9 protein-coding genes are annotated in these 15,003 nt (G+C 38.7%); all 9 read right to left on the minus strand.

Translation table 11 applies throughout. The annotated features are described in order from the left end of the window. Positions 1–240 precede the first annotated feature (240 nt). A complete protein-coding gene (locus FEU33_RS14435; protein ID WP_146550183.1) occupies positions 241–1,833 on the minus strand; it encodes a CTP synthase in 1,593 nt (530 codons plus the stop codon). A 170-nt stretch (positions 1,834–2,003) separates the two neighbouring features. Continuing rightward, positions 2,004–2,570, minus strand: coding sequence for a DNA-directed RNA polymerase subunit delta (gene rpoE, locus FEU33_RS14440; RefSeq protein WP_146550184.1), 567 nt, complete (start codon positions 2,568–2,570; stop codon positions 2,004–2,006). Positions 2,571–3,331: 761 nt separating this feature from the next. Next, the gene (gene icmF, locus FEU33_RS14445; protein WP_146550185.1) at positions 3,332–6,589 is read right to left on the minus strand and encodes a fused isobutyryl-CoA mutase/GTPase IcmF; all 3,258 of its coding nucleotides are present in this window, start codon (positions 6,587–6,589) and stop codon (positions 3,332–3,334) included. A gap of 255 nt (positions 6,590–6,844) precedes the next feature. Next, on the minus strand, positions 6,845–7,471 hold the full coding sequence (locus FEU33_RS14450) for a TetR/AcrR family transcriptional regulator (protein ID WP_146550186.1): 627 nt from the start codon (positions 7,469–7,471) through the stop codon (positions 6,845–6,847). Between the two features lie 3 nt (positions 7,472–7,474). Beyond that, positions 7,475–8,611, minus strand: coding sequence for an acyl-CoA dehydrogenase (locus tag FEU33_RS14455; RefSeq protein WP_146550187.1), 1,137 nt, complete (start codon positions 8,609–8,611; stop codon positions 7,475–7,477). Between the two features lie 79 nt (positions 8,612–8,690). Further along, a complete protein-coding gene (locus tag FEU33_RS14460) occupies positions 8,691–9,824 on the minus strand; it encodes an acyl-CoA dehydrogenase (protein ID WP_146550188.1) in 1,134 nt (377 codons plus the stop codon). Positions 9,825–10,230: 406 nt separating this feature from the next. Then, positions 10,231–11,082 carry a 3-hydroxybutyryl-CoA dehydrogenase gene (locus tag FEU33_RS14465; protein WP_146550189.1) on the minus strand — a complete coding sequence of 284 codons (852 nt, stop codon included), beginning with the start codon at positions 11,080–11,082 and terminating at the stop codon, positions 10,231–10,233. Next, positions 11,079–12,287: an acetyl-CoA C-acetyltransferase gene (locus tag FEU33_RS14470; RefSeq protein ID WP_146550190.1), complete on the minus strand. Its 1,209-nt coding sequence runs from the start codon at positions 12,285–12,287 to the stop codon at positions 11,079–11,081. The genes FEU33_RS14465 and FEU33_RS14470 overlap by 4 nt, the downstream gene beginning before the upstream one ends. Positions 12,288–12,613: 326 nt before the next feature. Then, positions 12,614–14,761: a (Fe-S)-binding protein gene (locus FEU33_RS14475; RefSeq protein WP_146550191.1), complete on the minus strand. Its 2,148-nt coding sequence runs from the start codon at positions 14,759–14,761 to the stop codon at positions 12,614–12,616. Between the last annotated feature and the right edge of the window lie 242 nt (positions 14,762–15,003).

Consider the following 15,003-nt stretch of genomic DNA (forward strand, 5'->3'; position numbering starts at 1 on the left):
ATATCTAACATTAGAATGAGCAGATTTTTTACTAACTTGTTTCCGTATTATTTTGTTAAAACTTCACTCAGTAGTGGTCTTTTTTATCCCACGCTAATTGAACCCATCAAGGTTTTCTTATACAGGTAGCTGTCCACACACTCATTCTCTATTTACTCCTTGAGTCTGGATGTGAGGATCTCACCTCCCGTTAATACGAGATGAATTTTAGGAAAGCACCATCTACTTTCAAATCACTCTCTATTTAACCGCTGCTCCAATAAATTCTCGGAATAATGGTTGAGGACGGTTTGGACGAGATCTGAACTCTGGGTGGAATTGAGATGCCACAAAGAATTTCTTATCTGGTAATTCAATAATTTCAACTAAACGTTCATCTGGTGAAGTACCAGAAAATACTAAGCCTGCTGCTTCCATAGCCTCACGATATTCGTTATTGAATTCATAACGATGGCGGTGGCGTTCATATACTAATTCATCATTATAAATTTGTGCCGCGCGAGATCCGTCTTTTAGTTTACATGGATACAAGCCAAGACGAAGCGTACCACCTAAATCTTCAATATCTATTTGTTCTGGTAGCAGATCAATGATTGGATATTTTGTATTTGGATTTAATTCTGTAGAATGCGCACCTTCAAGACCGAGTACATGACGGGCAAATTCAACTGTTGCAAGTTGCATACCTAAGCAAATACCTAAGAATGGTACATCATTTTCACGAGCATATTGTATAGCTAAAATTTTACCTTCTACACCACGATCACCAAATCCACCTGGTACAAGAATGCCATCTGCATCTTTTAGTAATTCCTTCACGTTTTCAGTTGTGACATTTTCTGCGTTGATAGCATTTACTTCAATATCCGTGTCAAATGCATAGCCTGCATGTTTAAGGGCTTCAACAACAGAGATATACGCATCTTGTAGTTCAACATATTTACCTACTAGTGCAATTTTTGTGGATTTTTTAAGATTCTTCACTTTATCTACAAGTACTTTCCAATCTGTCATATCTGCTTCTGGTGCATGAATACCGAAATGCTCAAGCACGATATCATCTAAATCTTGAGATTGTAGATTCAAGGGAATTTCATACAAATGCTCTGCATCTACACATTCGATTACTTCGTGAGGTTTTACATCACAAAATAGAGCTAATTTTTCTTTCATTTCTTGAGGTACTGGACGATCTGTACGAACAACAAGAATATTTGGCTGAATACCTAAAGAACGTAACTCTTTTACAGAGTGTTGAGTTGGCTTTGTTTTTAATTCACCAGCTGCCGCAATATATGGGATAAGCGTACAGTGTAAATATAATACATTGTCATTGCCAATATCGCGCTTCATTTGACGAATAGCTTCAAGGAATGGCAATGATTCGATATCGCCTACTGTTCCACCCACTTCAGTAATAACGATATCTGCATTTGTTTCACGACCGGCACGTTGAATACGGTCTTTGATTTCATTTGTGATATGCGGAATGACTTGAACCGTTCTACCATTGTAATCACCACGGCGTTCTTTTTTCAAAACAGTTGAATAAACTTTACCAGAAGTAACGGTTGAATGTTTGCCTAAATTGATATCAATAAAACGTTCATAGTGACCTAAGTCTAAATCTGTTTCTGCCCCGTCATCAGTTACAAATACTTCGCCATGTTGATATGGGCTCATTGTTCCGGGATCAATGTTGATATATGGATCAAATTTTTGAATTGTCACTTCTAAACCACGATTTTTTAATAATCTTCCTAGTGAAGCTGCTGTAATACCTTTTCCTAGTGATGATACTACACCGCCCGTTACAAAAATATATTTGGTCAATGCAAATTCCTCCTCTATAGTAAGTGTTTCGTAAACACTTATAAAAAATACAAAAAACGCTCCTCCTGCAAATAATTGCAGAGGGAGCGTATTAATTATACGGTCATTCTCCTTTTTTGAGGAGCCCAAGTAAAAGGGTATACGAAATTACTTAAATTGTCAAGATGTTATTATTTCTCTTTGTCTTCTTCTAATTCGTCTTCTTCATCTAAGTCTTCTTCAATATCAAAATCTTCATCGTCGATTTCAATATCTTCATCTAGATCATTATCATCAATATCTTCAATGTCGGCTGAATCGAAGTCTTCTTCTTCATCATTTTCTTCATCGCCATCGTCATCAACAAATTCATCAAAATCTTCATCAAATATGATGTCATCATCATCTTCAGCGACGACATCCTCATCAACGATTGGCGCTTTTGCTTTCTTCTTACGGACTTTAACAGTTGGTGCAGTTTCTTCTTCTACTTGTTCGATCGCGTACCATTCGCGAATACCCCAACGATTTTCGCCTAATACAAGGAAACGTCCATCAATGTTGATATCTGTATAGAATTGGATAGATGCTGCTTTCATTTCTTCTGAAGTGCGAGCACCTAAGTCAATGATTGCCTGAATTATTTCAGCAAATGACATTGGTTTGTGGTTTTCTTCTAAAATAGCGTATGCTAAGTTAATTAAGGATTCTTCTATTAATTGTTCTTGAGTTAAATCACGAGGATTCAATACGTGCACGTCCTTTCTTCATAAACATAATATCCATTATAAACAATTATACTTTATTTTTGCCACAATCAATTCTTCTTTTTTTCTATTCTTAAACGATAATACCCATAAATAAACAAGTATATAGCGAGTAGAAGGAATGATATAGCTCCTAATTGCTTATCATATATATAATAGGTCAGTACTAAGCACAATATAATAATCATGAAATGCATCACGATTTTCACTGTACTGTCACTTCCTTCAAAATAGTCTAGTCAGTATTTCAAATCACTCACGCTCGCTCCAGCTAACCAGTTGTCTGGATTTTTTCGAGCTTGCTTAAAAAATCCTTCTGATTTAGCGAACGCTTGTACTCCCATTGAATCAAGATAAATGCGAAAAAGAAGGCCTAATCAAACGACTAGACACTCCGTAATTATATCAAAAGTCATAAGTTCTTCTATCAAATTTACTCTGTTGAATAAGCATACTCCTCTATCGCTTATTCGTAAAGTAGGAGAACGATAAAAAATGATGGCATGATTACTTTGGAAGTGACGATTGTTATTTTGGCTTTCTCTCGCATAAACAAGCAGTATGGGTCACACCTAAAACACAAGGAAAAAAGAGGATCAGCCGGGATCCAACTGCCTATAAAAACCCCATCTATTCAACGAACACCCAGTAAAGGATGAAGAGCCCTCACTGGGTGAATTTTCACTTTTCTTAGACTTTGACTTTTTGATGGAACATACCTGTATTGTGACCACAAATGAAGAAATGGATGCTTACATATTCCTTCTATATTTTCCCCCAACTTCATAAAGCGCATTGGTAATTTGACCTAAGCTTGCTACTTTGACAGTTTCCATTAGTTCTTTAAAGATATTGCCACCATGTTTGGCTACTTCTTTTAGTTTTTGTAATGCTATTACTGCTTCTTCTGCATGTTGTTGCTGGAAGTTTCGCAAATTTTGGATTTGTGCTTCTTTCTCCTCTTTCGTTGCACGTGCAATCTCCATACTATTGACCGCTTCCTCTGATGGCGGATTAGGATTTAAATACATATTGACCCCTACTATTGGAAGTTTACCTGAATGTTTTAGGGATTCATAGTACATGGATTCCTCTTGGATTTTCCCTCTTTGATATTGAGTTTCCATTGCTCCCAGCACACCACCACGATCATTTATCCGATCAAACTCTGCAAGTACTGCTTCTTCCACAAGTTCTGTTAGCTCTTCGATAATAAAAGAGCCCTGCAATGGATTTTCATTTTTGGTCAACCCATGTTCTTTTGTAATAATCATTTGGATAGCCATCGCACGTCGAACAGATTCTTCTGTTGGTGTCGTAATGGCCTCATCATAGGCATTCGTATGCAAAGAGTTACAGTTATCATGCAGGGCCATCAGTGCTTGCAATGTTGTACGAATATCATTGAAGTCAATTTCTTGTGCATGCAGGCTTCTGCCAGATGTTTGGATGTGGTATTTTAATTTTTGACTGCGTTCATTTGCGCCATATAGATCACGCATTGCCACTGCCCAAATGCGCCGTGCAACACGTCCCAGAACACTATACTCCGGATCAAGACCATTTGAGAAAAAGAACGAAAGATTTGGGGCAAAATCATCTATATGCATGCCACGACTCAAATAATATTCTACATACGTAAAGCCATTTGCTAACGTGAAAGCAAGTTGTGAAATCGGATTTGCTCCCGCTTCAGCAATATGATAACCAGATATCGATACCGAATAATAGTTACGTACTTTCTTATCAATAAAATATTGTTGAATATCCCCCATCATACGAAGTGCAAATTCGGTTGAAAAGATGCAAGTATTTTGCCCTTGGTCTTCTTTTAAAATATCTGCTTGCACTGTACCACGAACAATATTTAATGTTTTGGCTCTAGTTTCTGTAAACTCTTCCACCGTTAAAGTCCTGCCCAGTTCTTTTTCACGTTTTTGCACTTGTTGATCAATTGCCGTATTCATAAACATAGCTAAAATAATAGGCGCTGGTCCGTTGATCGTCATTGAAACGGATGTTGACGGTGCACACAAGTCAAATCCAGCATACAATTTCTTCATATCTTCTAATGTGCAAACGTTTACACCTGATTCACCAACTTTACCGTAAATATCTGGACGTCCATCTGGATCTTCTCCATATAATGTTACAGAATCAAATGCTGTTGATAGACGCTTGGCATCATCATTTTTGGATAAGTAGTGAAAACGATGATTCGTACGTTCTGGTGTCCCTTCTCCAGCAAATTGCCGTTTTGGATCTTCTCCCTGTCTTTTAAATGGAAAAACGCCTGCCGTATAAGGGAAAGAGCCTGGAACATTTTCTGCATAAACCCAGCGAAGAATCTCCCCATAGTCTACAAATTTTGGTAAAACAACTTTTGGAATTTTAAGACCTGATAAACTTGTAGTCGTTAAAATCGTACGGATTTCTTTATCACGGATCTTTGTTACAAGTTCATCGCCTTGATAATTTTCTTTTAATGTTTGCCAGTTATTAAGGATTTGTTTTGATTCTGTTGATAGTTGATTCTTCACACCATCTAGTAACTGTTGTAATGATGGGACAAGCGTAGTATCAAGTGATTCTTCCTGCATTAATTTTAACGTACCTTCTAATTGGAACAACTTTCTTGCTAACTCTGCTTGCTGCACCGATTTTTTATGATAAGTCCTTACAGCATCAGAGATTTCCCGTAAATAATAACGGCGATCATTGGGAATAATGACATTTTGTTTTTGCGTTTTGACAAATTGCTCATAGGAAGTATCCCAATTATATCCATACTTTTGATTGATAATTTGGATTAATGCTGCAAATAAAGAATTGGTACCTTTATCATTAAACTGACTTGCAATGGTACCAAAGACAGGCATCTCATCCACATTTTGATCCCATAATTCATGGCTACGTTGATATTGTTTTTGCACTTGTCGAAGTGCATCTTCTGAGCCTTTTCTTTCGAATTTATTGATAACGATTAGATCTGCAAAGTCGATCATATCGATTTTTTCAAGTTGTGTAGGAGCGCCAAACTCGCTAGTCATCACATACATAGATAGATCAGACACCTCCGTAATGGCAGCATCCCCTTGACCTATACCACTTGTTTCAACAACGATCAAATCGAATCCTGCGACTTTCACAATGTCTAAAACATCGCTAAGCGCAGCAGATAATTCTGTATGTGAATTGCGTGTTGCCAAACTTCTCATGTAAACACGATTATTAAAAATCGCATTCATGCGTATCCTATCTCCAAGTAAAGCACCACCTGTTTTTTGTTTAGTTGGATCGATGGAGATCATTGCAATTTTCTTATCTGGGAATTCATGAAGAAAGCGCCGAATAAGTTCGTCTGTCAATGAGCTTTTCCCCGCTCCACCTGTACCGGTAATTCCTAAAACAGGTGTCTTTTTAGACAATCCTCTTGCTGTGTCTAGCAACTCTTCCACTTTTGGATATTTTCCTTCCTCAACTGCTGTGATGAGCTGTGCTAGTATTTCAGGCTTTTCAGTTGTCAGCTGATGAATTTTATCGATCAGATCTCCTTGTATCGTTGAGAAATCACTTTTTTCAATCATTTTATTGATCATACCTTGTAATCCAAGGGCAAGACCATCCTCGGGCGAGAATAGATTTTTTACACCATAATCCTGAAGCTCTTTAATTTCCTTCGGTAAAATAACCCCTCCGCCACCGCCAAATATCCCAATATGAGGTGCACCCTTTTCCTTTAGAAGATCATGCATATATTTAAAATACTCCATATGACCCCCTTGGTAGGATGATACCGCAATTCCTTGTACATCCTCTTGAATCGCAGCATTGACGACTTCCTCCACAGAACGGTTATGACCAAGATGTATGACTTCTACTCCACTCGCTTGTAGGATACGACGCATAATATTAACAGATACATCATGACCGTCAAATAGACTTGACGCTGTTATAAACCTTACATGGTGTTGTGGCCTATACTTTTGCATTTCTAACTTTGTTGTCATTGAAAAATTCCCCCTTTTTGCATCAGAACATTTCCCCCAGATAGAAAATGCAAGGAAAGAAACGGCAATTACTACTGTCCGTATTTTTCTTCCTTGCATCCCTAAAAACTTTATCCCGCGTTAACAAGCAGTAAGTCCCCTACTTTTAGACTCAAGCAAAAGTAGAAGATCCACGAAAACACCGCTTTATATGCCAATTCGTTCAACTCTAACTCTCAGTGAGGGGTGAAAAAACCTACTAAGTTGAAGCTTCACTTATACTTGAATACCATTTAGTAATATCTTTGTTTGCATCTTGATATAGTCTTCTATGTTTAAATTCTTCCGCCATGCCCAACGGCGAAATGCCCACGCTTGACCTTGAAGAACAATTTGGTGAGCCAGAAGATTGAGCTCTGCTATAGACATTTGGAGTTCCCCTTTTTTCTCGCAGCCTATTAGCAAAGCCTTAAAAAGCCCAACCATCTCCATTTCTTTCGACAATACATATTCGAGAGCATCTTTTGGCAGAGATTTCGATTCTTGATACATGACAAGCATTTCATCTTGCATGTCATCTACAAGATGATAATATTGATAGATTGCAGATACTAACCCCTTAATAGTCGCTTCTTGCTGCTGCAAAGGTTCTAATCTTTTGAGAACCTCTAAATAGATGTTGTCGCAAACTAGATAGAGAATATCCTCTTTTGTTCGAATATATTCATATAATGTACCAATACTAAAACCCGCTGCTTTCGCAATTTCTCGTGTTGTTGTTCGATGGAAACCTTTTTCTTTAAAGAGACGGATTGCCGCTTGGATCATTTCTTTTCGTCTTTTCTCGATGAGATTTTCATCTTTAATGGAGGTGTGAACTAGCCTTTTATTTTCTTTTGCCATCTATTATTTTAAAAGCATCCGAGAGATTACGAGACGTTGAATTTCTTGTGTCCCCTCATATATTTGAGTAATTTTAGCATCACGCATAAAGCGCTCTACTGGATATTCCTTTGTATAACCATAACCTCCAAAGACTTGAACTGCCTCAGTCGTTACTTTCATCGCCGTATCACCAGCCATTAGCTTTGCCATAGCTGATTGTTTACCATATGGTAAATTATTTGATTCTAACCAAGCTGCTTGATAAGTTAATAATCTGGAAGCTTCCGTAGCAGTTGCCATATCTGCTAATTTAAATGAAATGCCTTGATTAGCAGATATCGGTTTACCAAATTGAACACGCTCTTTTGAATAATCTACAGCTGCATCTAATGCCCCTTGTGCAATACCGACTGCTTGAGCGGCAATCCCATTACGGCCACCATCTAGTGTTTTCATCGCGATTTTGAAGCCTTCACCCTCTGCACCAAGCAAGTTTTCTTTAGGTACACGACAGTTATCAAAAATAATTTCTGTTGTGGGTGATGAACGAATGCCCATTTTCTTTTCTTTTTTCCCTACTGAGAACCCTTCAAAATCAGCTTCTACGATAAAGGCAGATGTGCCCTTTTTAGCTTCTGGATCAGTTACAGCAAAAACTACATAAATATCTGCGACACCACCGTTTGTAATAAAGATTTTAGAACCATTTAAAATGTAGTGATCGCCATCAAGTTTCGCTGTTGTTTTCATACCGCCAGCATCAGAGCCTGAACCTGGCTCTGTTAACCCATAAGCCCCGATTTTTTTGCCCTCAGCCATTGGGCGTAGATATTTTTGTTTTTGTTCTTCGGTACCAAATTTATATAAAGGCCAGCCTGCAAGCGAAGTATGTGCTGAAAGTGTTACAGCTGTTGATGCGCAAACACGTGACAATTCTTCAACAGCAATCACATAGGCTAAATAATCGGAGCCAATGCCGCCGTATTCTTCTGGCCAAGGTATACCTGTTAAACCTAGCTCAGCCATTTGATCAAAAATTGCACGATCGAATTTTTCGTTGTCATCACGTTCTGCTGCAGTAGGAGCAACCTCATTTACCGCGAAATCTCTTACCATTTTTCGAATCATTTCGTGTTCTTCAGATAGTTTAAAGTTCATATCAATTATCCCCTTTGTGTTTTATTTTTATAAAAAAGCCCTCTGTGATTGTTATGTTTTATATCGTAGTGCTGCTGAATCAAGATAAACATCTTGCAATAACCATTCGTTGAATTTCATTGGTGCCCTCGTATATTTCTGTGATTTTCGCATCTCGAAAATAACGTTCTACTGGGTATTCTTTGGTGTAGCCGTAGCCCCCAAATATTTGAATGGCCTCTGTCGTCACTTCAACAGCTGTTTTGGAAGCAAAAAGCTTCGCCATTGACGCTTCTTTTCGACAGGATTCCCCCATTGCTCGCAAGCTTGCTGCTCTATATATAAGTAATTTAGCTGCTTCGATGGATGTTGCCATATCAGCTATCTTAAAGGAGATTCCCTGGTTTTCAGCAATTGGTTTTCCAAATTGTTTTCGTTCTATCGCATATTTTGTTGCTTCTCCTAAAGCCGCTTCTGCGATTCCTAATGCTTGTGCAGCTATGCCAATGCGTCCAACATCCAAATTCGCCATAGCTATTTTAAAGCCTTCCCCTTCTGCACCAAGTAGATTTTCCGCAGGAACTTTCATCTGATCGAATGTGAGCTGGACTGTCCTCGAACCATGTAGCCCCATTTTTCTTTCATCCTTACCAATGATTAACCCCTTTGTATCCTTTTCGACGATAAATGCTGAAATGCCACTTGTACCTTTTGATGGATCTGTAGATGCGAAAATAAGATAGATATCTGCCTCTCCACCATTAGTGATAAAAACTTTTGAACCATTCAGTTCATAATGTTTTCCTGTTTTTTTCGCTGTCGTTTTTAAGGAACCTGCATCTGATCCTGATGAGGGTTCTGTTAGACAAAATGCTCCTAAATATTCTCCAGAAGCCAGTTTGGGAACGAAACGTTGTTTTTGTTCTTCATTGCCAAAATAGAGGATTGGATTTGTTACAACCGATGTATGCACAGACAAAATCACCCCAATGACTGCACTCACTTTTGATAATTCGTTAATGACCATAATATAAGACGTAAAATCCATTTCGGAACCGCCATATTTTGCTGGTGCCGTAATTCCCATAAGTCCTAGCTCTCCCATCTTAGCTAGAATATCACGTGGAAAATCCCCATTTTCCATATTGTTGACTTGTGGGGCAACGACATCCTTTGCAAAATCTCGAACCATATCGCGCATCATCAATTGCTCTTCTGTGAACTGTAAATCCATGAGGAATCTCCCCTTTATCATGCATTTATATCCTTACAAGCGTATTGATTATTATCCAATTTCCCCTATAAAATATAGTGTATTCGCTGATTCCCACTACGACTTTCACGCTTTGTTGTGGGCGAGCGCTGAGCCACCTTAGGACAACAGACGGTGGTCATGGAATCGTTGCCACAGGACATGGCGTTCCTAGACTTCGTTCCTTAATTGTTCATATGGGTCTCAACTGTTCGCTTTTCCCACGGATTTATTCGCTCTTTTCGTAGGAGTATTTGCTCTCTCGGAAGGTCTATTTGTTCTTTCCGAGACTTTATTCACTCTTTCCGTGGAACATTGGATTGTCTTCAGCTTTCCTAATCAACACGCCTGATATCCTTATTAACAAAAGAAGTGCTCAGCATTTATTTTATTCATAATGGTAAAACCCTCTGCCAGTTTTCTTTCCTAACCATCCAGCTTTAACGTATTTTCGCAATAGTGGGCAAGGACGATATTTGCTATCACCAAAGCCTTCATATAATGTTTCCATGATGTAAAGGCATGTATCCAAACCGATAAAATCTGCTAAAGTTAACGGTCCCATCGGATGATTCATCCCTAATTTCATCACTTGGTCAATGGCTTCTTTGCTTGCCACACCTTCATAAAGTGTGTAGATAGCTTCATTGATCATTGGCATTAACACTCGATTGGCAACGAATCCAGGAAAATCATTTACCTCCACTGGTACTTTTTCGAGTTTTTTCGTTAGCTCTTCGATATCGTTATACACTTCATCGGAAGTAGCTAAGCCTCGAATGATTTCAACCAATTTCATCACTGGCACAGGATTCATAAAATGCATACCGATTACTTGCTCAGGTCTTTTGGTTACTGCTGCGATTTCTGTTATTGGCAGTGATGACGTATTAGAAGCGAGAATAGTATGTTGTGGAGTGATATCATCTAGTTGTTTAAAAATAGATTGCTTGACTGTCATATTTTCTACAGCTGCTTCTATTACTAAATCCACGTCTGCTGCGTCCTCAATCGATAATGATTTTGTCAGTCTTTGCAAAATGATATCTTTTTCATCTTCCGTTATTCGTCCTTTCACGACATTCCTTGAAAGATTTTGGGCGATGGTTTGAACTCCCTTAACATAAGATGCTTCACTAATATCGTTTAGTTTGACGTCTAATCCTGCCTGTGCGCAGACTTGAGCAATCCCCGAACCCATTTGCCCTGCGCCGATTATCATTACTTTTTGAATTGTCATTTTTCTACTCCCCCTTGTGTTGGAACTTCAATCATGATAGCATCCCCTTGACCACCCCCTGAACAAATAGCTGCAATACCGATTCCACCGCCACGACGTTGTAGTTCATAAGCTAATGACAAAATGATTCTTGCTCCCGATGCCCCAATTGGATGCCCCAGTGCTACAGCCCCACCATTGACATTTACTTTATCTAGGTTGAGCCCTGCAATTTGACTGCTTGCAAGCGCTACAACTGCGAAAGCCTCATTGATCTCAAATAGATCAATATCCGCTATCGTCTTACCAGTCTTTTCTAAGATTTTGTTGATCACAAGCCCTGGCGTTTGTGGAAAATCATTTGGCTCTACTCCTACTTCTGCATGACCAATGATATATGCAAGTGGTGATAACTGATGTTCTTTTGCATATTGCTCACTTGTGACAACTACTGCACAAGCTCCATCGTTGACGCCCGGTGCATTACCAGCTGTGATCGTACCATCTGGACTAAATGCCGCTCTCAATTTACCCAATACTTCGATTGACGTATCCTTTCGTGGAGCTTCATCTGTATCAACGACAACGGCATCCCCCTTTCTTTGAGGGATTGTCACTGATACGATTTCTTTCGCAAATTTCTCTCCTTCTATTGCAGCTATTGCTTTTTGATGACTACGCAATGCCCATGCATCTTGTTTTTCTCTTGAGATTTCAAATTTCTCTGCTGTTTCATCACCATATGTGCCCATGTGTACATGTTTCGGATGAAGTGCACATGAAAGGCCATCATAAACCATCCCATCGACCAGCGTTGCATCCCCCATTCGCAAGCCGAATCGACCTTTTGGTAATAAGTACGGTGCATTAGACATGGATTCCATTCCACCAGCTACTATTACTTGTTCCTCACCCAATCGAATGAGTTGGTCTGCAAGTGTTACACTACGTAATCCTGATGCACAAACTTTGTTAATCGTTTCTGTTTTTACAGAGTATGGTATTCCAGCCTTTGTAGCGGCTTGACGAGAAGGGATCTGGCCTTGCCCCGCCTGTAAAACCGTTCCCATAATGACTTCATCTACTTGCTCAACCCCTATATTGGAACGCCTTAATGCTTCTTTTATCGCTACACCACCCAAATCACTGGCCGATAAAGAACTCAGTTTACCGCCTAACTTTCCAAAAGCTGTCCGTGCTCCATTAATAATTACCGATTTTTGCAAATTAAACACCCCTTTAATTTGTCATTGAATACGCTTACATGGATCATAAAAAGAAAATGAGTGCTCGAATTTCCATATTGACTGAACGCTCACTCAATAAAATCTTGAAAAAAAAGAGAAGGTTTTATTCTCTCTTCTCCCATTTATCCTTCATTAATGGACAGTAACCCACTTCCAAACGCAGATAAAAAGTAGGAAGATAAGCGAGAGGAACAACTGCCCGTAAAAAGCTTGATTGGTCCAACTCCCCCTCGCTATGTGAAGCCTTGCTTTATAAATATTGTATAAAAGTTTTAAATATTATGCAATACCCTATTTTTTTCTGTTTATTGTATCGTTTCTTCTATATCTATTTTTGTGACTTGAACCTTCCCGCAAACAGATTTCTCTAACAATTCTGCGATATCATATGTGCTTATTTGATCTTCTACTTCTTTTGCTTTCGTACCATCTGACAGCATTGTTAAGCAATAAGGACATCCTGAAGAAATAATCGTAGGATTCACTGCCAACGCTTGTTCTGTACGAGCTACATTGATACGGTTCCCAACATGTTCTTCCATCCACATCAGCCCACCACCTGCTCCGCAACACATGGCATTTTCATGATTGCGTTCCATTTCAACCAGTTTAACTCCTGGAATCGCTTTAAGAATCTCACGTGGTGCATCATATACATTATTGTAACGACCCAAGTAACAAGAATCGTGGAATGTAATGGTTTCGTTGATTTCATATTGTGGTTTTAAACGCCCTTGTTGAACTAGATCATATAACAGTTCTGTATGGTGGTATACTTCTCCGCTCCATCCAAAATCGCTGTATTCATTTTTGAAAATATTATAAGCATGTGGGTCAATTGTTACGATTTTGCTAATACCCGCTTTTTCAAATTCCTTTATATTAGCTTCAGCAAGTTCTTGGAATAAAAACTCATTTCCTAAACGGCGTGGCGTATCACCAGAATTCTTTTCTTTATTGCCCAAAATAGCGAATTTTACCCCAGCCTCATTCATCAAATGAGCAAACGCTAAAGCAATTTTTTGTGAACGATTATCAAAAGATCCCATAGACCCTACCCAGAATAGATATTCGAATTCTTCACCTGCTTTTGAAGCCTCTTTCAGCGTAGGGATATGCAAGTCTGGACGTGCATCTCTCCAGTTTTCCTTTTCTTTACGATTGATTCCCCAAGGGTTTCCCTGCCGTTCAATATTTGTCATTGCGCGTCCAGCATCTGATTGTACTTTGCCCTCTGTCATTGTTAAATAACGACGCAAGTCAATGATTTTCTCAACATGTTCATTCATAACTGGACATTGATCTTCACAGTTACGACAAGTAGTACATGCCCAAATCTCTTCTTCTGTGATAACATCGCCGATCAATGAAGGGCTGTATATGTCTTCAACAGTCGCCCCCTCTGCCCCAGCTGCAATAGCAAGTTGGTTCCCTTGCGTATTCTTGAAAAACATTTTCGGTACCCATGGTTCTTGATGGGTTTGTACTGCACCAGTAAAAGTCAGATGATCACGAAGTTTTGTCATTAAATCCATTGGCGATAGCATTTTTCCTGTGCCACTGGCAGGACACATATTCGTACAACGCCCACACTCAACACAGGCATAGAGGTCAATCAATTGAAGCTGTGTGAAGTCTTCTATTTTTCCAACACCAAAAGATGGTACTTCCTCTGATTCTTCATCTTCATTTTCCAATGCTCCAAAATCGATTGGCGTTAATTTCCCAGCTGGCGTCAGACGATTAAAGTAAACGTTTACAGGACCAGCGATTAAATGGGCATGTTTAGATTGTGGTACATAAACTAAGAATGTCATAAGAGTTATTAAATGAATCCACCACATGATGAAAAATATAGTAATCGCAGCAACAGGTGGTAGGAATCCAAACACCGTGCCGATTAGAGAAGCGACTGGCTCTGACCAAGAAGCCTCTTCCCCATGCCAAATCATTCCCATTCCATTACCGACAAGTACAGAAACCATTAAACCTCCGATAAAAATTAAAACAAGTCCCGACTTTAACCCCCGTTTTAGTCGAACAAGCTTTTCGATATAACGACGATAAAATGCCCAAACAACAGCGACTAAAATAACAAGCGTCACTATTTCTTGAAAAAAGGTGAAATATGGATACAGTGGCCCAAACGGTAAATGTGAACCTGGCTTTAGACCTTTCCAGATAAAATCGATAGCCCCGAACTGAACCAATATAAATCCGTAAAAAAACATGACATGAATGGCACCGCTCTTTTTATCTTTTAATAATTTCTTTTGTCCAAAAACATATACACCGATTTTTCGTAACCGTGCTTTAACATCGTTATCAAATTCAACTTTTTTCCCCATTTTAATAAATTGATAGCGTGTCTTTACTAAATACGTGAATAGTCCTAATCCATAAGCAACTACAGCTAAAAATAATAGCCAATTAATGATTAATAATGCAGACATTTCATTTCCCCCCTCTTAGTTGCTCCTTCCACCTTTGCTTTTACTATTTTGGTTTAATAGTAGTTTCTAGAAAATACCTTGTTTTAATCATTGTAAAATATGAATGAGCATTCAGTCAATCTTATTTTTTATAAATTCTATAATAATTTCTCTAAAAATATTAATATTTCTACTTTAGCAAGGGATTTTAATAGTTGTATGAATTATATAATTAAATCCATTTCCTCATGCAAAATCCAGAT

Origin of the sequence: Rummeliibacillus suwonensis, from assembly GCF_007896435.1 — a bacterium.
Classification (GTDB): Bacteria; Bacillota; Bacilli; order Bacillales_A; family Planococcaceae; genus Rummeliibacillus; species Rummeliibacillus suwonensis.

Excerpts from the sequence above, each read along its gene's own strand:
- icmF (WP_146550185.1), bottom strand. The coding sequence starts at position 6,589 with ATGACAACAAAGTTAGAAATGCAAAAGTATAGGCCACAACACCATGTA.
- FEU33_RS14450 (WP_146550186.1), bottom strand. The coding sequence starts at position 7,471 with ATGGCAAAAGAAAATAAAAGGCTAGTTCACACCTCCATTAAAGATGAA.
- FEU33_RS14455 (WP_146550187.1), bottom strand. The coding sequence starts at position 8,611 with ATGAACTTTAAACTATCTGAAGAACACGAAATGATTCGAAAAATGGTA.
- FEU33_RS14460 (WP_146550188.1), bottom strand. The coding sequence starts at position 9,824 with ATGGATTTACAGTTCACAGAAGAGCAATTGATGATGCGCGATATGGTT.
- FEU33_RS14465 (WP_146550189.1), bottom strand. The coding sequence starts at position 11,082 with ATGACAATTCAAAAAGTAATGATAATCGGCGCAGGGCAAATGGGTTCG.
- FEU33_RS14475 (WP_146550191.1), bottom strand. The coding sequence starts at position 14,761 with ATGTCTGCATTATTAATCATTAATTGGCTATTATTTTTAGCTGTAGTT.